The sequence below is a fragment of the Bacterioplanoides sp. SCSIO 12839 genome (genome assembly GCF_024397975.1).
Lineage (GTDB): Bacteria > Pseudomonadota > Gammaproteobacteria > Pseudomonadales > Oceanobacteraceae > Bacterioplanoides.
This window is the reverse complement of record NZ_CP073745.1, coordinates 1,899,927-1,922,271: the sequence shown is the minus strand read 5'-3', so window position 1 is coordinate 1,922,271 and position 22,345 is coordinate 1,899,927. Positions and strand designations below refer to the sequence as shown.

The following is a 22,345-nucleotide window of genomic DNA, read 5'->3' as shown; positions in this document are numbered from 1 at the left end:
CTTAATCCAGATCCTGAAGCTGATGCAGCTGGGCGTATAAGCCCTGCTGCTGCAATAACTCGTCGTGGCTGCCATCTTCTTTGATTTCACCTTTATCGACCACAATAATGCGATCCACGCTTTCGATGGTGCTCAGGCGGTGGGCAATCACAAAGGTAGTACGACCTTTCATAACTTCTTCCATCGCTGCCTGAATATGACGCTCTGACTGGGTGTCCAGCGCGGAGGTGGCTTCATCAAGAATCAGAATCGGTGCATCTTTCAGTAATGCCCGGGCAATAGCAATACGCTGGCGCTGGCCGCCGGAAAGCAACACCCCGCTCTCGCCCACTTCGGTATCAAAGCCGTCTTCCAGCTTTTCAACAAACTCGTCAACGTGAGCCGCTTTAGCCGCAGCAAAAATTTCATCATCGCTTTTAGTGCTTAAGGCACCGTAAGCGATATTGTCTTTAATAGAACCGTTAAACAGAGTGACATTCTGACTGACGATAGCCACCTGTTGGCGCAGGTTATCCAGAGTAAGATCACGAATGTCGATACCGTCCAGGCAAATACGCCCTTCACTTACGTCATAGAAACGTGGAATCAGGTTGGCCAGAGTTGACTTACCACTGCCGGATTTACCCACAAAAGCCACCGACGTACCGGCTTTTACATCCAGCTTGATGTTATTCAGTGCGTTAGTTTCGGCATTTTCGTAACGGAAGCTAACAGCGTCAAAACGCAAGTCGCCACGACAACAATCAAGCTGCTGATCACCCTTGTCGACTTCCTGATCGGTATCCAGAATGGTGAAAACGGACTCTGCTGCAACCACCCCTTTCTGAATCACCGAGTTGATATTGGTCAGCGCCCGAATTGGCTTGGCAATGAGTGAAGCGGCGGTGATAAACACCATAAACTCTTCACTGCTCATGCTGCCAGCGGATACCCGCTGGAACATAAAGTACACCATAGCACCCAAACCCAGTGCCACAATCTGCTGATTCAGCGGCACATTGACGGCGTTGGTCAGGGCGAATTTCAACGCTTGTTTGCGGTTGTATTCGCTGGTTTTCAGGAAGCGTTGCTCTTCATACTCCCGACCACCAAAGGTACGCACTTCACGAAAACCATTAATGGTTTCGTTGGCCACCTGAGTCACATTACCGATGGATTTCTGAATCCGGCGGCTGTATTTGCGGAAAAAGCGACTGGCCAGCCCAACTAAGGCACCAATCACGGGCACCAACGCAAGAAAAATAAAGGTCAGGGTGTAATCGAGGTAAATCAGGTATCCCATCAGGAAAATCACCGTCATACCTTCCTGAACCAGAATCGTCAGTGCCTTGGTTGAAGCACCGGTTACCTGTTCAATATCAAAAGTAATACGCGAAATCAGACGGCCACGGGATTCTTTGTCGTAGTAGCTGGTGGGCAGGCGCATCATCTGTTCAAACAGTTCTGTACGTAAGGTATGCACCACGCTACGACCAACAATCGCGGTAAAGTATTTACCCAAAAAGGTCGCTACTCCGCGATACATAAAAATACCTACCAGAGTGGCAATCAGCAGCAAAATGCGCTGTTGCTGAGGGTCATTAAGCGTGGCCTGAACTTCCCCCATCATCCACGCCATTGCTGGCGCGGCGGTGGCAAATAACATAAAGCCAAAAATGCTTACCGCAAAGGCAAATTTATGTGGCCACACATACGAAAGCAGGCGCTTGTATAAGCGCCCGGTGGTGTAATTTTCAGCCATGTCAGCAGTGGTTGTGATCGCGGGTTTAGCCGTGTTTTTCAAAGGGTCGGACATCTCAAATGGTCGGATATTTCAAATTATGGAGCTTCAGCAGGCTGACGCGTGGTAATGCTCAGATTAACCAGGCCTAACTGGCCGGCGGCGTCCATCGCTCTGACCACCGCTTCGTGTGGCGTTTTGGCATCCGCGGTAATAATAACCGGCGCCGTTTCGCGATCACCCAGCAGCTTTTGCAAACCGCGTTTGAGTGTATCCAGCTGAGAATTAATCAAGGCCTGATCGTTCACCGAGTATTCACCGGACGCTGAAATCAGAATTTCAAGCGCCTGCAGCGGTGCATCGCTTGCTTCGGCACTGGCCTCTGGCAAATCAATGCTCAGATGATTTTCTTTGGTAAAGGTGGTCGACACCATAAAGAAAATCAGCAGCAGAAACACAATATCAATCAGCGGTGTCAGATTAACCGCTATTTCTTCCCGGTTCTGACGTTTAAAGTTCACTTAAGCGGCCTCATCGTTATCGACAACTTCACGCTCGCCGTGCAACACATCAACCAGTTTAATGGCTTCCTGCTCCATAAAGACAACCACTTCATCAACACGACGCTGCAGCATGCGGTGCGCAATCAGTGCAGGAATTGCAACTACCATACCCGCTGCGGTGGTGATCAATGCTTCCGAGATACCACCTGCCAATAAATTAGCCTGACCGGTACCGGCAATCACAATCTCTGAGAAAACCTTGATCATGCCAATCACGGTACCTAATAAGCCCATCAATGGCGCAACCGCGGCAATGGTACCCAGTGCATTCAGGTAACGCTCCATTTCATGTACTTCATGGGAAGCGACTTCTTCAATGCTTTCTTTCATTATGGTACGGCCATGACGGGAGTTCAGCAGGCCAGCTGCCAATACGCGCCCAAGCGGAGAAGAACCACGTAATTCTTTGATGCGCGAACTGTCGAGCTGGTTATTCTTCATCCAACCCCAAACCCGCGCCAACAAATCATTAGGAGCAATTTGTTGCGGGCGCAATGTCCAGAAACGTTCGACGGTAATTGCCAGGGCTAAAATTGAGGCAATGATGATTGGAACCATCATCCAACCACCGCTCTGGATAATCTCCAGCATAAAGGCTACTCCTGCCAGTCAGTTTGCGCGTTACTGTATCACAGCGTTTAAAAATTCTTAACAAAATCAATGCTTACACTGATCAAAGGGATATTTACTCAGAACAGCAACCATTCAGAACTGCAACTACCAGGGATACAACTACTCAGTGATATAACCATGGCTTTTGCCAGCCCTGGCGCTCAGTCAACACATCTCCAGCGACATTCATCATCAGCGCCCCTGCATCAGCCGTGTTATGAATCTTTATGGATGCATTTTGATAACGTGCCCTTACCCGCTTGTGCGGATGTCCATAACGATGATTAAAGCCAGCGGAAAACCATACTTGTTGCGGCGCCACGACATCAATAAACAATTGTGATGAGCTGGTCGCTGAACCATGATGCGGAGCAACTAGGATGTCGGACTTCAACTCATTACCGTAACGAGCGACCAACTGAGACTCCACTGCCGCATCAATATCACCCGGCAGTAAAATTCGGTGACCAAACCACTCCAGCTGAACCACACACGATTGATTGTTATCGTTTTTTAGATCCAGCTTATAGAGCAAGAATCGATAATGCAGGTCATCGCTCAGGGATTGCAAATCTTGATTCTGATGGCAGGACTGTTGCCGTGAATCCGGCTGACCATAATAACGCTGAGAATTCGGATAACTGGCGAGTAAGGCAGCATCACCACCCGAGTGGTCGTTATCAGAATGACTGATCACCACCACATCCGGCTCAAGCCCATGACTTCTCAAAATGGGAATCAGAATACTACTGGCCGCATCAAATTTTGCCGAATACACCGGGCCGGTATCAAACATCAGTGTTTTATCACCATCGCTGGCTATCACACTCAACCCTTGGCCCACATCCGGCATAATCACAAAAGGTTTTGTACGAGTTGATTGGTTTAAAACGGGGAGCAACATTAACGGCACAAGGGCCAAAACCGCATTCATAGGAAAACTGACTGGTTTTAACCAAAGCCACACAAGAAACAGCCACAGAAGTCCGAACCCCGGATTGATGGTGGCTTGCAGCTGAGGCAGGTCCAGACCATCATTCCACTGCAACCAACTCCAGAATGTTTCCCCAGCCTGTTCGATAATCACAGCCAGCCATTGTTTCAACGTAACAGCCGGAACTAGTAAGGCCAGCAAACTCAGTGGCAGCAACACAAACGTCACCAGCGGGATCGCAACCAGATTCGCCAATACATGACCAACATTCAGCGGTGAATTCCAGTGCAACACCAGCGGAATGATGCCAATAAAGATAAACAATTGCGGCGCAGTCACCGACGACCAGAACCCGGTTTTCCGCCCTGAGAATGAAAGCAGTAAAACAGCCACGGAAATAATGGAATATTGAAACCCTGTTTGGGTAAAAATTAATGGCTTATGTAAAACAATCAGTGCAACAACCATCGTAAATACCACTGATACATTCACCTTGCGGGTTGAAAACCACAGCAACCATACGCCAGCCAACATTAAAAAAGCCCGATAAACCGCAATGCCGCCACCTGACACCAGAGCGTAGCTTCCACAAACCATCAATACCCAGGCCAGATACCAATACTTTTGCCAGCGCACGACATTCCTGCGTGGTAATAGCCAACGAAATACAGCCGTTATCAAACGCCAGCCAATGCCTGCCATCAGTAGCGCTATGACAGCGACCATCCCCATGTGTAAACCGCTCACTACCAGCAGATGCAGCGTTCCGGTTGACCCTGCCATTCGCCATTCCTGTGGCGTGAAGGCACTACCCTCGCCCAGCACCAGGCCTTTCAACCAAGCTGCGACAACTATCGGGAACTGCTCATCAACCTGCTTCATTAACAACAAACGAAGTGATTGTGGCGACAATGAGACAGATGGTGATTGGATAATGGCCAGCTCACGGATATAACCAATGGCATCAATGCCATTGAGTAGCATATAGGCCTCATAGTCATAAGGCAGTGGATTGGCAAAACGCCTCGCTGCCCGCAACACCACTTCTGCACGCACAACTGCACCAGGGACAAGATCATTTAGCCGCTCATCATCATTGGGATACCAGTTAAGTCGCACACGACGCACATGAACATCGTCAGGCGCCTCGATCACAGACTGAACAGCCATCATGAAACGCCAGCTACGCTCGGTTTGTTCGGCCTCTTCCACGATCAGCTCAAGCGTGGCACGACTGCGATCCAATTCCAGCGGTAGGCGATGCTCCAGTGAACTTTCCAGCCACAGTGCGCCTCTCATCAGCCCAATAACAATCAACAAGAAACACACGATAGCTGGCAGAAAATATGTTTTTTGGCGCATTCCGGTCAACATTGCCAACACCAGACCAATCAGAATCAAGGCACCCGGTGCCATAAATGCTGAAACCTGGGGTGCCATCAACACGCCCGATATAACAGAAAGAATTAACAGCAAGGCTGCCGTTTCAAGAGGTATTCTCATCCTTAAGTGCCTCTCACTGACAAGGCAGGCATATCCATACCCACCGCTGGTATTTTGATAGTTATCTCGGCATAATCCGCGCTCAGAATCCGGCCCCTGCCGGTAGGTTGTTTTTGAGCCGCTGGATATGCCAAAGAAGTTATTAAAAAAGCTTTTCCCAACGCCGGAGCAGGTTCAGGCCAATCCGTCATTGGGCTTCCTGCGCCCTTTGTTCAGCAAGCCTAACCTGTGGCACCTGAATCGTCGATCAGTCGCTCGTGCGTTTTTAGTGGGATTGTTCGCTGCGTTTCTTCCCCTTCCTTTCCAGATGGTTATCGCGGCCTTTCTGGCGTTTTATATTAACGGCAATGTGCCCATTTCTGTTGGCCTGGTTTGGATCAGCAACCCGTTCACCATTCCACCCTTGTTTTATGGCACTTATATTTTTGGCACCTGGTTGCTCGACAGCCCGGTGCGGGAATTCAGCATTGAATTATCGTTGGATTGGGTGCTGACGGAGCTGAATGCCATTTGGAAGCCCCTGTTTGTTGGCTCGCTAACTGTTGGGGTTTTTCTTGGAGTGCTGGGTTTTTTTGGCATTCACATCGCCTGGCGAATGCACGTGATGAGCAACTGGCAAAAGCGCCGCATTAATCGCGAACGACGCTCCTGACGCTGCCTCACTTCTTACATCACCTGCATCTCTTACACCATCAGCTGCAAGGTTTGATCTGTCAACAAGTACCGGCGCTTCATACGCTTTGCCAGTTCAACATCGTGCGTCACCATCACAAAGGCGGTGTCTGACGCATTCGCAAGATCCAGCATAGCATTCTCCACCTGCTGCGCAGTTTGCTGATCCAGGTTGCCCGTCGGCTCATCCATCAACACCAGTCGCGGCTTATTGACCAAGGCCCGGGCAATGGCCGTACGTTGGCGTTCACCGCCCGAAAGCTCTGCCGGCTTATGGCTCAGGCGATGTGATAAACCCATCTGGACCAGACTCGACTCGGCCTGCTGTGCCGCCAGCTTACGCTTCATACCACCTAATAACAGCGGCATCATAACGTTTTCAAGCGCCGAAAATTCAGGCAACAAGTGGTGAAATTGATAAACGAAACCGATTTGCTCATTGCGCAACCGGGTTCGTTCTTTTTCCGACAGGTCAGTAATGGACTGCCCGGCGATGGCAACCTGCCCATCATCCATCTCATCCAACCCTCCCAACACATTCAGCAAGGTAGTCTTACCGGAGCCAGAAGCACCAACAATGGCGATGCTTTCACCCGCGGCAACCTGCAAATTAACATCCTGCCATACGGTGACCTGCTGCGGGCCGGATTCATAGGTTTTACGTAAACCCTGCGCATCCAGAGCTAGATTGTTCGCATTAAAATTACTCATAACGTAACGCCTCCGCCGGCTGAACCCGGGACGCCCGGTAAGATGGGTATAAAGTCGCTAAAAAACTCAGCGTCAGAGAAGCTGACGTCACAATCGCCACATCCGACCACAACAGTTGTGATGGCAGGTAAGAAATAAAGTAGACATCGGCACTGAGAATCTGGAAGCCAAAGGCTTGCTCGACCCAGGCAATCAGCTCGGAAATGGATAGCGCACCCGCCACCCCGAGAACCGTGCCCAATACAACCCCCACAAGACCAATCGAAATGCCCTGCACCATAAAGATCGCCATCACAGTTGAGGGTTTTGCTCCCATGGTTCGCAAAATAGCAATATCAGCCTGTTTATCCGTCACCACCATCACTAGCGTCGAAATAATATTAAATGCCGCCACCGCAACAATGATCAGCAACAACAAACCAATCATGGTTTTCTCAAGTTTGATCGCCTGAAATAAATTGCCATGGGTTCGGGTCCAATCACTACCGGTAAAATACCCGTCCAGCTTGCTAGCCAGTGTCCAGATACCCCGGGGAGCATCAAACAGATTTTCAAACTTCACCCTGAGTGCTTGCGCCTCGGCCTTGAGCCGCGCCAGCTTGGCGGCATCCGCCAGGTGAATCACAGCGAGATTGGCATCTAGCTCAGCGCCCACCGAGAAAATACCAACCACATTCAGACGCTTAATACGTGGAATAACACCCGCTGGAGATAACGTCGCTTCGGGTAACATCAGCGTAATTTTATCGCCAACAACCACGTTCAGACGCTTGGCCAACAGATCACCGAGCAAAACACCATAACTTTTAGGCGTTAACGCCTCCAACTCACCATCCGTAATATGGTCTGGCAGAATGGATACTTTACTTTCTGCAGCCGGATCAATGCCGGTTACCATCACACCCTGCACCCGACCGGCATAACCCAACATGCCTTGCAGTCGAGTCAGGGGCGCAGCCGCAACAACCCCCGGCTGTTGCTCTACCTGCTCAGCAAGCCCTTGCCAGTCATTAATGCCGCCTCGCTCGTATAAAACACCGTGAGGCACCATGCCGAGAATCCGCTCACGCAACTCACGATCAAACCCATTCATTACCGATAGCACCAGAATTAACACGGCAACACCCAGTGTCATTCCAACCATCGAAGAGGCTGATATAAAAGAAATAAAATGATTGCGGCGTTTGGCCGCCAGGTATCTCAGCCCAATCCATAAGGGCAATGATTTGAAAATCCGCATTGATAAGTAGCTAATACTGAGAAATAAAGGGCGCAAGTTTGCACGACATCGTTAACGATAGCGACACCTGAAAGCGGCATTCGACAAAAATTTGCATAAAGCGCTACTACCCACGTGATTTCGAAATTAAAATCCCGCATCAATATCAGTACAAATTTGCACCCAAGAGAATCTGCTTTGAGCCAACTCAACAACACCTTGAATCCTCAATCGCCACTGCGCATGCCAGCAGAATGGGAATCCCAGCAAGCCGCACAGCTTACCTGGCCACAACAACAAAGCGATTGGGAAACAGTATTTTCAAGGGTTGAGCCGGTATTTCATGCAATTGTTGCCGCCATCAGCAATCACCAGAAAGTGATCATTGCCTGTGGCAACAGCACTGATTACAAACGATTAACTCACTATTACAGCAACATGGCCAACGTCGTCATATTCCGGGTTGATAGCGAAGATACCTGGGCCAGAGATCACGGACCAATTAGTTGTTATGAGAACAATCGACTATTACTCAGGGACTTCCAGTTTAATGGCTGGGGGAACAAGTATGCGCACCAAAACGACAATCAGATCACTCAAAAACTCAACACTCTAAACGCCTTTGGTAAAACAAACCTCCAGGCGTCCAATTGGGTATTAGAAGGCGGCAGCCTGGAAAGCGATGGCCATGGAACCTTACTCACAACCAGCCAGTGCCTGCTTAATCCAAATCGCAATCCCGGCCTCAGCAAAGAGCAGATTGAAGACAAGCTGAAACAGGAATTAGGATTCTCTCGTATCCTGTGGCTTGAGCATGGACACCTTGAGGGTGATGACACGGATGCGCACATCGATACTCTGGCGCGTTTCTGCTCTGCAAACAGCATTGCTTATTGCCAGGCATCACCATCTGACGATCACTTCGAGTCGCTTAATGCCATGGAGCAGGAACTGAGACAGCTCCGTACACAAGATGGAGAGCCCTACCAACTCATTCCGCTCCCCCTGCCCAGCGCTCAGTACAATGACGATGGTGATCGCCTGCCTGCAACCTATGCCAACTTCCTGGTCATCAATGACGCAGTGCTACTGCCAATCTACGGTGTCAACGAAGACCAATTGGCGGTTGAACAAATTGCTAACGCGTTTCCGAATCGCAAAATCTACCCAATCAATTGTCGCCCGGTGATTGAACAATTTGGCTCCTTGCATTGCCTGACCATGCAAATTCATACCGAAATCTCCACTCAGTACACAACTAAATGTTGAGAAACGCGATTGAGCGTAAATGGCTGTAAAGTCTGGTAAGTTGGCGCGAAAGAGCCTTGTGGTTAGGCTGGCAAGAACTAGGATTGAAGTGATATTTCAGAGATTGCCGCCATGAAAACCAGATTAACACTGAGCGTTCTTACCCTTGTTTCACTATCCATTTCCGTCAACGCCGATATTCGTGAAATTCCGAGCGAAGAGCTGACAGAGTCTTATATAGAGAATACAACGGTCATTGTACGAAAACAGGAAAAAGCGGAAACGACCAACGAAGCCAAACGGGTTATTAAAGTATCCCCTCTTGAGGATGATTTTTCGGAAGGGGAAGATCTGGCAACACGCACCAAGCAACCGCTCGACACCCTTCCGGCAAATGACGAATACCTGGGTGAGCGCCAGAGCAACGCACTGGCAAACCAGGCTATTTACAATTTTCAATCTCCGACTCTTGACCCATTGCAAGCAAGCCGTAATGAAGCCTTACAAGCAGCGTCTATCGAATTGCAGGCACTGACCGGAGAAACCATCGATCTGGCCAATCCGACATTTCCGTCACAAATACCAGAATCAATTGTTCCGCCCATCGGAACCGGAATCAGCAGCTCCCCGGGCAGTTTTGTATTCTCAATTCCTAATAGCAATGGCTACCCAAGCGATAATTTTTCCACCCCAGGCGGCGAATACCAAATCAATATCACACCCGACACCATCGACTTCCAGCTGAACGTACCACAGCAGTAAGTGGTACTTCAGTACAAATTAAACAATACAAAGAACAACTTTTTTCCCATCGACAACCCTCAAAAACCCAGGAGAAAACAAAATACCCTTAAAATTCAATAACTTAAAGCAAAATCCTCAAGTTAATTGTATTTTTAAGCGTTCTGGCCATTTGTTGTTAATTCCAGTATTGTTCATTTCACAATAATTATAATCTCACTCACCAGAGAGCCCAGAGTATGCAGTTCTTAAGCTTTTCAGCATCGGATCTCCGCACACCACCTCACACAGAACAACTCGGCCAATATCGGGTTGAATACAAAGCCTATTGCCTGCCGGAAAATCGTCAAAAAACACCTGTTGTGTTTCTCGGCGGAGCATTTCAGAGCTTTACCTCGTTCCGGAACGAAGTTGAGCTGGTTCATACAACCAATCCGGTCATTCTGATTGATCTCCCATCCCAGGGAAGCAACGAGCAATTGGCACCAGAACTATCACTGAATGACTATGGCCAATTGATTGCGGATTTTTTTGATCAAAAAGACATTCAGAAGGTGATACTCCTTGGTATCAGCTACGGGTCTGCCATGGCCACACTATTCGCGGCCGCGCACCCACAAAGAATTGAGCGCCTGCTCCTTTCTGGCATTACCTGCTTCCGCCGTGAAAGCCTGATTACACTACTAGAAGACAGCCTTAGTCTTTTAGCCGATGGAAACATGAAATCCTTTGCAACAACGGCTGTTTGCAATCTGATTAACCATAACCGCCTGCAAGAAACCGAAGTCAGTCCAACGTATCGCAAGGCAATGTATCGCCAAATCGCACGTCTGAATGAGAACGAACAGCAACGTTATGCTCAGAACACTCAGCGCCTGCTCGACTTCCCTGGATTTGATCACTTCCCGAGCTGCCCAACACTCATAGCGACGGGAGAGTTCGATAACTTCACACTGCCATCTGAGAATGCAGCCGTCGCACGCCAATGCAAGGCAGCAACCTTTGCCGTGATACACAATGCCGACCACCTGGCTCAATTCGAACGCAAAGAAGCCGCATGCAGTCTGTTTCATAATTACATGTTGGGAGAGGATATCGGCAACATTGATGGCGTGTCCGTTTACAACCCACTAGCCTATGACCCTGCTGACCAACGCCTGCAAGATCGCCAGCGCCCGCTTGAACAGCCTTTTGAATTAAAGGATTTGGAATCTGGTCAAAACTACACCGTCCGTATTCGCAACCTCAACTTTGCCGGATGCGAGCTGGAGCTTGTGACAGCAGACCTGGCCTTAAATGAAAACTGCCAGTCGCTATACCTGAATCTGCCTGAAACTGGGAATGACTATCACGTCCGAATTATGGATCGCAATAAGCGTAGCTTGCGCTGCCTGATTATTCAGCGCGATCTCAAGGCGGCGGATGCGTTATTAACCTACCTGAAAGAACATCTGTTGATGGTTCGTGAGCAACCATCAGGCACTATCGATGAATCTCTGATCGATAGTCAGCTGGCCTAACAAGCCAGCTGACTCGCATTACTTAACCCTAATAGAACAGCATTTAACCCGAACATCACCTGGCCCAAACGTCACTTAGCACGCACATCAAAACCCACCGCTTTGAGTCGATTCTGCAGCTCGTGACAACGCGATGGCACATTCACTTTCAGCTGAGGAATATCACGTCGCAAAGGATAGTTCTTACGCAAACGATCGAATGTTTCGCGCAAGCTTCCCCCTTCAGCCTTGATCATCGCCGAGCGCATCACACCATCATCCACGCGGATCTCATAGGCAGCACGAATGGCTGTTCGCAATGCCTGATACTTAGGCACCTGATCACTGAACGACACCATTTTAATACCCGGCTCCGGTAAAAATTGAGCCAGCTTGCGGCGCACCGGCAAACCGAAGAACTCGCACAACCCCTGATAAACAAACTCAGTGCCACGCATTTTGCCATCCAATGAATAACCAGCAATATGTGGCGTCGCTAACATACAGCGGTGCATCAGATTAATATCGAGTTCAGGCTCATTTTCCCAAACATCCAAGACAGATTCGAACTCTGCATTCTGCTTCATGTGAACAAGCAACGCCTGATTATCCACCACCGCCCCGCGACAACTATTAATCAGACAAGCATCAGGCTTCATCAGAGACAGCTTCTCATCATCAATCAGATGATACGTAGGATGCTCACCATCACGGGTCAACGGTGTATGCAGAGAAACCACATCTGCCTTAAGCGCCTCATCCAGGGAGACCAATTCTCCAACGTCTTGAGGATCTTTAAACGGGTCGACCGCCAGCACTGTCAGCCCCATCTCTTCCAGCCGACGGCGCAGAAGGCAGCCAACGTTTCCAACTCCAATAATTCCCACGGTCAAATCAGTAAACGCGATACCACGGGAATCAATCAGAACACTTAACGCACTCAACACATAGTCAACAACCGCCTGAGCATTACAACCAGGAGAGCTTTTAAAACCAATGCCCTGCTGTTGCAAATATGCCTGGTCAATATGATCGGTTCCTATGGTTGCAGTACCAACAAACTTAACCGGCGTACCAGACAACAAGGTTTCATTAACCTGCGTCACTGAGCGTACCAGCAGCACATCAGCATCGGCCAAATCCTGAGTCGACATAGTTCGACCAGCAACGCGGGTAATGGAGCCAATATCGGCAAAGAATTCTTCAACGAGAGGGATATTTTCGTCAGCAACAATGTGCACGGCGGGAAGCCTTTGTTTTTATGGGAGGCGTATTGTTGCAGGAGGATTGCGGGGAGGCAAATTTTGCTAACGAAGCGCTACTTCCACATTCTTTTTGCCGCGCTAACGCAACATCCTGTTGCTGCTTTCAAAAGAATCTGCAAGTAGCAGGGCGAGAAAAACAGATTTAAGCGTTAGCTTCGAGAACAGCGACAGGACGTCGCGGAGGAATCGAAGGTGCAGGGACGCACCTCCGATTCCGGTGGCAGAAGCAAACGGTTAAGGCTGTTTGCTTTTGCGGATAGAAAATGAATCAAGCCAGTTTGTCGGTTGCGACGCGGTAGCTCGGATCTTCAATCACATTCACGTCACACAAGTTACCCGCTTTCTTAAGCAGCACGCGACACTCTTCTGATAAGTGACGCAGATGCACTTCCTTACCCGCAGCAATGTAACGCTCAGCAATGGTGTCAATCGCTTCAATCGCCGAAGAGTCGGCAACACGTGAGTTTTTAAACTCGATAATCACCACATCTGGGTCTGTTTCAGGCTCAAAGATATCTTTGAACGCAGACACGGAACCAAAGAACAGCGGGCCAAATAAATCGTAAACCTTAGCGCCATCTTCCTGAATAATGGTGCGCGCACTGATGTGTTTTGCGTGTTCCCAGGCAAACACCAGGGCTGCCACAATCACACCGACAATCACAGCAATGGCCAAGTCCGTCACAACCGTCACACCCGACACCAGCACAATAATAAAGGCATCTTGTTTAGGAATTTTGCCCAGCATACGGAAGCTTGACCACTCAAAGGTGCCAATCACTACCATAAACATCACGCCAGTTAATGCCGCAATTGGAATTTGTTCAATCAGAGGCGATGCAAACAGAATAAAGCTCAGCAGGAACAAAGCTGCAGCGATACCAGACCAGCGACCACGACCACCCGAGCTGACATTAATCATACTCTGACCAATCATGGCGCAACCGCCCATACCACCAAAGAAACCGGTGGCCAGGTTTGCTGTACCCTGTGCCACACACTCTTTATTACCGCGACCACGAGTATTGGTCATTTCATCGATAACCGTCACTGTCAGCAAAGATTCGATCAGACCAATGGCAGCGAAAATCACTGAATACGGCAAAATAAACCAGAAGGTTTCCATCGTTAGCGGCACATTCGGAATGCCAAAATCTGGCAGGCCACCGGCAATCGACGCCAGATCACCAACCGTTTTTGTATCCAGATCAGCAACCAGAGCAATACCACTAACCGCAAGAATACCGGCCAATGCCGATGGGAATGCCGAAGTGATTTTTGGCAGGAAATGCGTAATCGCCATCGTCAGGCCAATCAAGCCCAGCATGATGAATAATTCAGAACCGGCTAACCAGGTGCCATCTGTCCATCCCCATTTACCACCGGGAGTTGCCGATTGCAGCTGAGGTAGCTGTGCCAGGAAGATCACAATCGCCAGACCGTTCACAAAGCCCAGCATCACAGGATACGGTACGATACGAATAAACTTACCCAGCTTAAAGGCCCCGGCCGTAATCTGAATAATGCCCATCAGCACCACTGCAGCAAACAGATACTGCGGGCCCATACCAGAGCCAAAGTCTCTCTCAGCCTCAGCGACAAGAGACACCATTACAACCGCCAATGCACCAGTAGCACCAGAAATCATGCCCGGACGACCACCCATCACAGCAGTAATCAGTCCCACCATGAAAGCGGCGTACAAACCGGTTAATGGGTGTACACCGGCAACAAAAGCAAAAGCCACCGCTTCCGGCACCAGCGCCAGTGCAACGGTCAAACCTGACAAGGTGTCGTTTTTAAGATTAGGAGAAAAAGTCTGCATAAATTCGCGCAGCAATAACATCAGAGAGGTTCCCTTCTGTTGGAGTATTTCGCAAGGGCCAGCCCCCCGCCATCAAGGGGCGCGACTATACCAGCTAGACCGCCCAAGCGGAAATGATCGTTATTCGCGTAAAAAAGCATAACGCTCTCGCATGGTATCGAGCTTTTGCTGAACCTCCGGGCGAGAAGCAGCAACCTCTTCAAAGTCACGCACCAAAAGCGCCAATGTCGATTCGGTATTAGCACTCAATGGCTTCCCATTCAAAGACAACTGCTCAAATAACTGGATCAATGCCTGTTCAGCACCCGGCAACAGCTCATCACGATTGTTTTTGATGATATAACGATAATAACGAGTAATGGGCTTAAGAAGATAAAGCGGCGCCTCCAATTGAGCACCCCGCTGTAAGTAATAATCTGCCATCAGTTCAGGTTGACGCACAGCAATGGCCTTTAACATTACCCGGAGCCATTCGTTATTATTAAGTGAAGGGGTTCCCAAGCGCTCAGAATCGACCAAATTCGAAAGCTCATTCAACTGAAGAACCAGCGTCTTTGCTGATTGTTTAACCTGTTTTTCATTATTTTTATTCGGCCGTTGTTCAGTGTGTCGAGAAAGCGCCACTGGTACCGAAGCGATATCTTTAGCAGGCATTCTTACAACTGCCTCAACAACCCTCTTCCACTCTTCAGGTTTTATGGGCTGCCCTTGTTGCTGGTCAGCAAACACAAAATCCAGCGTCTTAGGGATTAACGTATCCAGCTCCTGAGGGGCAACCACATCCAGCTGAGCAAACAACCAACGGCGATAATCCGCTGTTGGATACTGGCTGCCAGAGAGTGCATAAAGAATATTGTACTGCCAGTGGTTGCATTCACTATTGATAGCGGAGGATTTTGCCAACGTGACCAGCTCCTTATTCCAGGAAGCAGATGGCGTTCCTTTATTCACAACCTCTAAAACAGCTTTTCGCTTTTCCTGGCATGGTGTCAGGTCATGAGCAGCGGAAGGAAAAACAATAAGCAGGCCAAGTAAAGCTACGCAGCGCAGGAGAGCTGACATACAACATCCTTATTTAAATCAGAAAGAACACTGATAGTAATAACTCCCCTTATTATTCGCAACGCCATTCATTCGAACAAATCTCACAATGTAGATAACGGTATAACACAAGTAACATCTAACAAAGAATAAATTTGAACGGACACAGACCCACAGCATCTTAATAAAAAGCGCGGCATAATCCGCCTTAACCACACTGGCACACTATTTTGCAGCCCCCGGAGAGTCACCGCATGTCCGCACAAAGCAAACTCTTTTCCCGCTATGTGAACCATCTCCCACCCGGAGAGCTGAGTTGGATTGGTGTTCGACCTGGCCGACGAATGGCCATGCACTCACTGGAGCATGCCCGAGCGGTCGAAAGCCTGGGGCTCGAGGGTGATCATCGAATGGAAAAGACACCTGGCAGTGCACGTCAGGTCACATTAATCAGTGAAGAGTTTATTCAACAGATTGGTCATTATCTCGGTGGAAAATCGGTGGCACCGTCGCAATTACGCCGTAATCTAGTGGTGAAAAATATCAACCTGAATGCCCTTCGTTATCAGGTATTTCAAATCGGCGAAGCCGTATTTGAAGCAACCGCTCTTTGCCACCCCTGCAGTCGTATGGAACAGGAACTGGGCAAAGGCGGCTTGAGCGCCATGCTGGGACACGGCGGTTTATGCTGTAAGGTACTGGTTTCTGGTAACATCCGGTTGGGCGATGAAATCCGTCTCTACACCCCACAGCAATCGTTGTTATGACGTAACAACGGTTTCTTTTTTCACGGATAGCTTCTGCTGAACAGAATCCAATAAGACATAAATTGCTGGTAACACCAGCAAACAAACAAAGGTTGTGAACAAGATACCAAAGCCCAGAGATACCGCCATTGGCGTAATAAACTGGGCCTGACGCGAGCCCTCAAACACCATGGGTGCCAGGCCACCAAAAGTCGTGAGTGTGGTCAGCAGAATTGGGCGAAAACGCCGAACGCCAGCCGCCCTCACAGCCTGCAGTGCATTTAAGCCCTTTTGTCGCTGTTCGTTGGCATAGGTCACCAGAATCAGAGAGTCGTTAACCACCACGCCTGCCAGTGCTACAATACCCATAATACTCATAATCGACATTCCCATGTCTCGCCCTGCCAAATCCAGCAATACATGCCCGATAATCGCGCCCACGGCACCAAAAGGGATTACCATCATAATCAATAGTGGCTGGGCATAGCTGCGGAATGGAATCGCCAGCAATACGTAAATCAGCAACATTGAGAAAAATCCATACAGCTGCAAGCTACTGACGCTTTCCTGAGTGTTGGCCTGACGCCCCTGAAAACTGAATTCAACCGATGGGTATAACGACCTCAAATCATCAAACACCTCATCCGACAACACACTAATCACAGCAGGTATTTGTGATCGTGGCTCCACCTCAGAGGTCACTCGCACAATTTGCTGGCCATCACGGCGAGTAATGGTCGCAGGTGCTCGTTCTTTAACTAACTCAGCAATGTCACCCAGCAGCACATAACCACCAGCCGCGGTTTGAATTTGCAAACGCTCAATATCGGCTGCATAAGAACGTTCAGCCAACGGCAGCCTGACCAATACCGTGACTTCATTGCGCTCACGCTGCTGTCGTAAGGCCCTGGCACCGTACAATGCCGCACGAACCTGAGAGGCCACATCATTGGCGTCCAAGTTCAGGCTTCGACCCAGTGCATTCAGCTTGATATCCCACTGTGGCGATCCGGATTCAAAGCTGTTAGCCACATCCGTGACACCTGACAATTGCTCAAGCTGCTCAGCAAGCGCCGCCGATGCGGCTCTGAGGTCACCGGAGTTACTACCCCGTAACTCGACTGTCAATCCAGAGCCTCCGGATGGGCCACCACCGCGCTCAGCATCAAAGGTCAGACTTCGAATACCGGGAATTTCGCCAATCACCTCACGCCAACGCTTCACCGTCTCATTAGCACTAATGGGGCGCTGTTCGATATCCACCAGCCTTGCCTCAATTTCCACACTGGAACCACTGATACTGCCTTCGACACTAACCACCAGAGGGACACCCGCCGCTTTATACGGTTCAGCAATCTCATACAGGCTTTCTTCAAGGTGGGTACGAACGGCTTTTGCCTGTGAAAAAGGAGCGTTACTAGGCAGCTCAACAGTCGCCACCGCAAATTCGCCTTCAAGCCGCGGAAACATACTGAACCCCATTCGCCCACTCATGGGGTAAGAGAGCACAATCGCGCCAATCGCAAGCGCAATCGCGAGTGTCAGCCCCGGATTTTTTAACGCCTTATCCAGCACAGGCAAGTAAGAATTATTAATAAAAGCATGAAGTTTGTGATCGACCTTACCCTGTAAACGATCCAGCTTAAGACCAAGGCCCGACTTAGGCGTTTGTTTCAGGTTGGCCAAATGGGTAGGCAAAATAAATAATGCCTCCAGCCAGGAAATCATAAAGCAGCTGATTACCACAATCGGAATGGCGATAAACAACTTCCCCATAAACCCTGGCAAACTCAGCAATGGTAAAAACGCAGCAACATTGGTCAGAATGGCAAAAGCCAACGGCATGGCAACTTCGCGGGCACCCACAATTGCCGCATCATGGAATGGCATGCCCTGCTGCATGTGCTCGTAGATATTTTCTCCGGCAATAATGGCGTCATCCACCACAATGCCAAGCGCCACAATAAAGGCAAACATCGACACCATATTGATGGATACATCCCACATCGGCAGCAATAACAGCGCACCCAAAAAGGCGGTAGGAATGCCCATGGTGACCCAGAACGCCAAACGGTATTCAAGAAACAGGCTTAACAAAACCATCACCAGAATCAGTCCGATAGACGCATTCTTCAGCAATAACCCCACCCGCTGACGGTAAGTTTCACCATCATCATCGGTAACAATCAGCTCCACGCCAGGTGGTAGCTCCGTTCGGATTTGATCCAGTTTTTCGTATGCAGCCTCAACCACCGTCAATGGCGTCTGGCTTTCAGCGCGATGAATATCAAACCGAACGGAGGTTTTTCCGTTATAGGTGACCAGTTGGTTGGAGTCGGCAAAGCCCTCCTGCACAACTGCTATATCTCCGAGACGCAGCTGAACCCCTTGCTCATCCGTCAACAAAGGGATCTGCTTAAAATCTTCAGCCCAGTAGGCACGATCATTTAAGGTAACCAGAATATCTCCTGCACCCGTCTTTACCGCTCCGGCACTCTGCTCCAGTGCATTATCAGAGATTACACCGGCAATCTGGTTTAACGACAAACCATAACGCTGCAAATCAACCTGGCGAATATCAATCTGCACCTCCTCATCCGGCAACCCCTGAAGCTCAACTTTACTGATCTGTGACGACGTCAACAGCTGATCCTTGATGCGTTCAGCCAGCCGTTTTAACTCAAAGCGATCCAGCGGTCCGAACAACGCAAGTTCCATCACTTCAATAGAGCCACTCACCAGACTGACAATTGGCCGCTCTATCTGCGCTGGAAACGTGCTGATACGGTTAACAGCCTGTTGAATATCCTGGTAGGCCTGCTGTTTATCGACGCCGTTTTCAAGCTCGACACTAACACGTGCCGAACCTCGACTGATATTTGAGGTTACTTCTTTGAAACCATCCAGCGAGGACAGCTCATTTTCAATCGGCAGCACCACCCCCTGCTCCATTTCGGAAGGTGTTGCACCCGGGTAGGCGACGTAAACACTAACAGCATCGGCCTCGTACGGCGGGATAAACTCCTTCCTGATGGTCAGCGACATCAAAAAGCCGCCAATAATCAGAAAGGCCATCAGCAGATTGGGGGCAACCCGATGCTCAGACATCCAGGCAACCGGCCCCCGGCGCGAGGCACGCTTCTGATGATCAGTCATAACTCACACCTTCATCTTTGCCAGAATCAACATCATTGTCAGCAGCCTTATTTGTACTGCTATCGTCGCCCAACACACGAACCGGGGCACCGGCCACAGCCGCATCCACCTTACTGATCAACAGCTTATCTCCCGGCTGAACTCCTGACGCTTCATCACTATCTGCCAGATCGCTAGCCACCCAACTCAGCTCACGTCCGCGGTATAAAACATCCACCGTTCTTTGCTGTAACTGGCCATCATTTACCACCCAAATCTGGTTGTTATTGTCGATTAATTGCGCCGCAATTTCGTAGCTGGGTTGATTCAAACGACCAAACAGCTGCACTTCGACAAAGTCATTCAGCAATACTTTGGCTAATTCAGGGTTTTCCAACGCTAAAGGATCGGATAATGACAGCAACACCTTGACCTGACGGTCGGCACTATCAACGGCCGGCAATACATTCAGAACCTGTGCCTCACGCACTTCTGACGCCAACCAGCCAGATTGGCGAATAAGCGCAGGCTGTTGCGGATCAAGCAGAGGCAGGAAGGCCGCGGGGATTTTCACTTCAATCCAGAATTCATCGGTATTCACCAGTTCAAAAGCACGGCCCGATACCGATACCTGGCTGCCAACTGAAATGTGGCGTTGATTAATTTGTCCGTCAAATGGCATACGAATACGGGTTCTTTCCAGATTTAAAGCAGCCTGATCAAGGTTAGCTTTGGCCGTCTGAACTTCGGCTTGTGCCTGAGCAATCTGAGGCTCACGTAACACCAGAGCTTTATCTTCCGCCGACAATTGCGCTGCCGCCAACTCATACTCCTCACGGGCAAGTGACGCCTGCCCCTTCTCTATTTTCAACGCCGCTACAGCCTGAGCATAAGCTGCTTGCCGCTGAGCCATGGCCAACCGATAGTCACGCTCATCAATTTCGGCCAACAACGCACCCTTACTCAGCCGCGCACCCGGGATGGCATCCGCCGCAATGGACTTAATCCGGCCAGACACTTCGGGCATTAAGTCAACTTGTTGGGACGCCATCACACGCCCGCCGGCACTCCAGTAAGGCAGTTGTTGCGCCACACGAATATCCGCCACCTCAACCAGACGAGCTTTTACTTCCGGGGTCACTCGTTCAGGACGCGGGGCACTTTTGATAATAAATGCCGCAATGGCCAGACCAACAAGCAAGACAGCCACAACAATCATGGCGGATTTCAATGAAGATTTTTGTGGTGCACTCATGATGAAACATCTTCCTGTGTCTTAGGCATAACGGGAGAGTCAGAATCAGACGGTAAAAAACGACCATGACTAACGGATTGATACAATGCGATACGGGCCTGAACCGCTGATAGTTTGTTTTCCAGCACCTGACGCTCCAGCGACAACACATCTCGCTGAGCGGTCAGCAACGCTAAAAAATCACCCACCCCTTTGGCATAACGACTGGCCTGGAACGATTGCGTCTTACGCTCCAGTTCAAGTTGTCGATTCAGACTGGCGTTCAGGCTGACAAATTCCTGCTCACGAATCAGTTGCTGCTGAACCTCATCCGCTGCCGCCAGCAGAACCTGCTGATAGTCTGCCAGGGATACCTCAAGCGCCGCCCGTTGTGCAGCAACCCGAGCACGTCGCTCACCACCATCAATCAGCGGCAACACCAGATTGGCAGCTACATTAGCGACCCAGTCGTCAAACACATTGCTGAAATCAGGGTCCTGACCGCTATAACTGGCGGTCAGGGTAAAACGCGGGTAGCGATTGGCTTCCGCAATGGCGACACCGGCATTCGCAGCAAGCACATTAAACCAGGCTTGCTGTACATCCGGACGCTGCCCTAACGCCTCAACCGACACAGCGGTTTGTTTATGCTTATTTGGATTAAGCCCTTCACTTTGATTAAACCCTTCACCCGACTCAAACAGCGCCGGCAACACATTAACCGTTGAGTGACTGGCTAGTGCCTGCTGCAATACGTCGTTTACAGCATCACTGGATACAGCACCACCTAACCAGAGCTGCAATTGATTCAGGTAAATCTGACGGCGTGAATCCGTTCGATACACATCGGCCTCAATGGATTCGAGCAAGGACTGCTGCTGCCAGACATCCGACACCTGAGACCGGCCTCGCTGAAAGCGCGCATTAATCGCTTTTAAGCCAGATTCAACCCGTTGTTTTTGTTGCTGCAACAACTCCAGTTGGCGACTTTCTTTTAAGTAGCCGTACCAGGCATTGCTGATTTGACTGGCCACCGTATTCGACTGAATACGAGCCGCGGCCTGAGTCGCAGACAACTCAAATTCACCCTGTTCTCGGGCAGCCGCAACGGCGCCCCAGAAGTCAATTTCATAGGAAGCATTTAGCCCGGCCGTCCAGTTCTGTGTTACACGGTTACTGGTAAGCGCGCTGTTTTCATTTCGGTTACGACCCGCCTGGATATTCACATCCGGGTACTGGCCACTGGCATCGATACGCAATAGCGCCGCACTTTGCTCAATACGCGCCAGAGATGCCTGTAAGGAAAAGTTATTCGCCAGAGCGGTATCAATCAGCGAATTCAGTGCCGGATCATCAAATGATCGCCACCACTCGTCTGGCACAGATTGAGAAGGAGTTGTATCGGACCAATCTGATAACAACGGGTGATTTTCAAGCTGACCATCAGAACCAGGATTATCAATAACATCCAGCTGACTACACGCCATTAACGGCAATGCAACAAGCCCTGCAAACAGCTGTCGGCTTATAAACATAGAGGAATCTCATTTCAACAAGCCAGAAATGATAAGCAGCTGCGTACTCGCTGTTGATGCCTTTTACGGTACTTTACTGAGGTTATACAAAGCTTATTTCTTTACGCTCAATAGTCCTTGATAATCATTTGCAATTCATTAC

Annotated in this window: 17 protein-coding genes; 5 read left to right on the top strand and 12 right to left on the bottom strand. The window is 49.6% G+C overall.

Annotation, left to right across the window (positions count from 1 at the left end; all coding sequences use genetic code 11):
• Position 1 precedes the first annotated feature (1 nt).
• The 4 genes from msbA to KFF03_RS08875 all read right to left on the bottom strand — a co-directional run bounded on the left by msbA (position 2) and on the right by KFF03_RS08875 (position 5,332).
• A complete protein-coding gene (msbA, locus tag KFF03_RS08890) occupies positions 2-1,795 on the bottom strand; it encodes a lipid A export permease/ATP-binding protein MsbA (RefSeq protein WP_255860754.1) in 1,794 nt (597 codons plus the stop codon).
• 23 nt (positions 1,796-1,818) lie between these two features.
• Positions 1,819-2,241, bottom strand: coding sequence for a biopolymer transporter ExbD (locus KFF03_RS08885; protein WP_255860753.1), 423 nt, complete (start codon positions 2,239-2,241; stop codon positions 1,819-1,821).
• Positions 2,242-2,874: a MotA/TolQ/ExbB proton channel family protein gene (locus KFF03_RS08880; RefSeq protein ID WP_255860752.1), complete on the bottom strand. Its 633-nt coding sequence runs from the start codon at positions 2,872-2,874 to the stop codon at positions 2,242-2,244.
• Positions 2,875-3,019: 145 nt separating this feature from the next.
• Positions 3,020-5,332, bottom strand: a complete 2,313-nt coding sequence (locus KFF03_RS08875) for a DNA internalization-related competence protein ComEC/Rec2 (protein WP_255860751.1) — start codon at positions 5,330-5,332, stop codon at positions 3,020-3,022.
• Between the two features lie 127 nt (positions 5,333-5,459).
• On the opposite strand from KFF03_RS08875, the gene KFF03_RS08870 reads away from it, so the two are divergent.
• Entirely contained in the window at positions 5,460-5,984 is a 525-nt protein-coding gene (locus tag KFF03_RS08870; protein WP_255860749.1) for a DUF2062 domain-containing protein, read from the top strand.
• Between the two features lie 32 nt (positions 5,985-6,016).
• On the opposite strand, the gene KFF03_RS08865 is transcribed toward KFF03_RS08870, so the two are convergent.
• Entirely contained in the window at positions 6,017-6,715 is a 699-nt protein-coding gene (locus KFF03_RS08865; protein ID WP_255860748.1) for an ABC transporter ATP-binding protein, read from the bottom strand.
• On the bottom strand, positions 6,708-7,949 hold the full coding sequence (locus tag KFF03_RS08860; protein ID WP_255860880.1) for a lipoprotein-releasing ABC transporter permease subunit: 1,242 nt from the start codon (positions 7,947-7,949) through the stop codon (positions 6,708-6,710). The genes KFF03_RS08865 and KFF03_RS08860 overlap by 8 nt, the downstream gene beginning before the upstream one ends.
• A gap of 183 nt (positions 7,950-8,132) precedes the next feature.
• On the opposite strand from KFF03_RS08860, the gene KFF03_RS08855 reads away from it, so the two are divergent.
• The 3 genes from KFF03_RS08855 to KFF03_RS08845 all read left to right on the top strand — a co-directional run bounded on the left by KFF03_RS08855 (position 8,133) and on the right by KFF03_RS08845 (position 11,443).
• Positions 8,133-9,203, top strand: a complete 1,071-nt coding sequence (locus KFF03_RS08855; RefSeq protein WP_255860747.1) for an agmatine deiminase family protein — start codon at positions 8,133-8,135, stop codon at positions 9,201-9,203.
• A gap of 111 nt (positions 9,204-9,314) precedes the next feature.
• Positions 9,315-9,944 carry a hypothetical protein gene (locus tag KFF03_RS08850; protein ID WP_255860746.1) on the top strand — a complete coding sequence of 210 codons (630 nt, stop codon included), beginning with the start codon at positions 9,315-9,317 and terminating at the stop codon, positions 9,942-9,944.
• A gap of 218 nt (positions 9,945-10,162) precedes the next feature.
• The gene (locus KFF03_RS08845; RefSeq protein WP_255860745.1) at positions 10,163-11,443 is read left to right on the top strand and encodes an alpha/beta fold hydrolase; all 1,281 of its coding nucleotides are present in this window, start codon (positions 10,163-10,165) and stop codon (positions 11,441-11,443) included.
• 71 nt (positions 11,444-11,514) lie between these two features.
• Here KFF03_RS08845 and pdxB read toward each other — a convergent pair whose 3' ends face one another.
• The 3 genes from pdxB to KFF03_RS08830 form a co-directional block, all read right to left on the bottom strand.
• Positions 11,515-12,663, bottom strand: a complete 1,149-nt coding sequence (gene pdxB / locus KFF03_RS08840; RefSeq protein ID WP_255860744.1) for a 4-phosphoerythronate dehydrogenase PdxB — start codon at positions 12,661-12,663, stop codon at positions 11,515-11,517.
• Positions 12,664-12,955: 292 nt separating this feature from the next.
• Complete coding sequence (locus KFF03_RS08835; protein ID WP_255860743.1) at positions 12,956-14,533, bottom strand: SulP family inorganic anion transporter; 1,578 nt, start codon at positions 14,531-14,533, stop codon at positions 12,956-12,958.
• 99 nt (positions 14,534-14,632) lie between these two features.
• A complete protein-coding gene (locus KFF03_RS08830) occupies positions 14,633-15,574 on the bottom strand; it encodes a hypothetical protein (RefSeq protein ID WP_255860742.1) in 942 nt (313 codons plus the stop codon).
• Between the two features lie 233 nt (positions 15,575-15,807).
• On the opposite strand from KFF03_RS08830, the gene KFF03_RS08825 reads away from it, so the two are divergent.
• Positions 15,808-16,320, top strand: a complete 513-nt coding sequence (locus KFF03_RS08825) for an MOSC domain-containing protein (RefSeq protein ID WP_255860741.1) — start codon at positions 15,808-15,810, stop codon at positions 16,318-16,320.
• Here KFF03_RS08825 and KFF03_RS08820 read toward each other — a convergent pair.
• The 3 genes from KFF03_RS08820 to KFF03_RS08810 are packed head-to-tail and all read right to left on the bottom strand — an operon-like array spanning position 16,315 to position 22,203.
• A complete protein-coding gene (locus tag KFF03_RS08820) occupies positions 16,315-19,455 on the bottom strand; it encodes an efflux RND transporter permease subunit (RefSeq protein WP_255860740.1) in 3,141 nt (1,046 codons plus the stop codon). The genes KFF03_RS08825 and KFF03_RS08820 overlap by 6 nt on opposite strands.
• Positions 19,448-20,689: an efflux RND transporter periplasmic adaptor subunit gene (locus KFF03_RS08815; protein ID WP_255860739.1), complete on the bottom strand. Its 1,242-nt coding sequence runs from the start codon at positions 20,687-20,689 to the stop codon at positions 19,448-19,450. Before KFF03_RS08815 ends, KFF03_RS08820 begins: the two co-directional genes overlap by 8 nt.
• Positions 20,686-22,203, bottom strand: coding sequence for a TolC family protein (locus KFF03_RS08810; protein WP_255860738.1), 1,518 nt, complete (start codon positions 22,201-22,203; stop codon positions 20,686-20,688). The genes KFF03_RS08815 and KFF03_RS08810 overlap by 4 nt, the downstream gene beginning before the upstream one ends.
• Positions 22,204-22,345 lie beyond the last annotated feature (142 nt).

Excerpts from the sequence above, each read along its gene's own strand:
- msbA (WP_255860754.1), bottom strand. The coding sequence starts at position 1,795 with ATGTCCGACCCTTTGAAAAACACGGCTAAACCCGCGATCACAACCACT.
- KFF03_RS08880 (WP_255860752.1), bottom strand. The coding sequence starts at position 2,874 with ATGCTGGAGATTATCCAGAGCGGTGGTTGGATGATGGTTCCAATCATC.
- KFF03_RS08875 (WP_255860751.1), bottom strand. The coding sequence starts at position 5,332 with ATGAGAATACCTCTTGAAACGGCAGCCTTGCTGTTAATTCTTTCTGTT.
- KFF03_RS08870 (WP_255860749.1), top strand. The coding sequence starts at position 5,460 with ATGCCAAAGAAGTTATTAAAAAAGCTTTTCCCAACGCCGGAGCAGGTT.
- KFF03_RS08865 (WP_255860748.1), bottom strand. The coding sequence starts at position 6,715 with ATGAGTAATTTTAATGCGAACAATCTAGCTCTGGATGCGCAGGGTTTA.
- KFF03_RS08850 (WP_255860746.1), top strand. The coding sequence starts at position 9,315 with ATGAAAACCAGATTAACACTGAGCGTTCTTACCCTTGTTTCACTATCC.
- KFF03_RS08845 (WP_255860745.1), top strand. The coding sequence starts at position 10,163 with ATGCAGTTCTTAAGCTTTTCAGCATCGGATCTCCGCACACCACCTCAC.
- KFF03_RS08835 (WP_255860743.1), bottom strand. The coding sequence starts at position 14,533 with ATGTTATTGCTGCGCGAATTTATGCAGACTTTTTCTCCTAATCTTAAA.
- KFF03_RS08830 (WP_255860742.1), bottom strand. The coding sequence starts at position 15,574 with ATGTCAGCTCTCCTGCGCTGCGTAGCTTTACTTGGCCTGCTTATTGTT.
- KFF03_RS08825 (WP_255860741.1), top strand. The coding sequence starts at position 15,808 with ATGTCCGCACAAAGCAAACTCTTTTCCCGCTATGTGAACCATCTCCCA.
- KFF03_RS08820 (WP_255860740.1), bottom strand. The coding sequence starts at position 19,455 with ATGACTGATCATCAGAAGCGTGCCTCGCGCCGGGGGCCGGTTGCCTGG.
- KFF03_RS08815 (WP_255860739.1), bottom strand. The coding sequence starts at position 20,689 with ATGAGTGCACCACAAAAATCTTCATTGAAATCCGCCATGATTGTTGTG.
- KFF03_RS08810 (WP_255860738.1), bottom strand. The coding sequence starts at position 22,203 with ATGTTTATAAGCCGACAGCTGTTTGCAGGGCTTGTTGCATTGCCGTTA.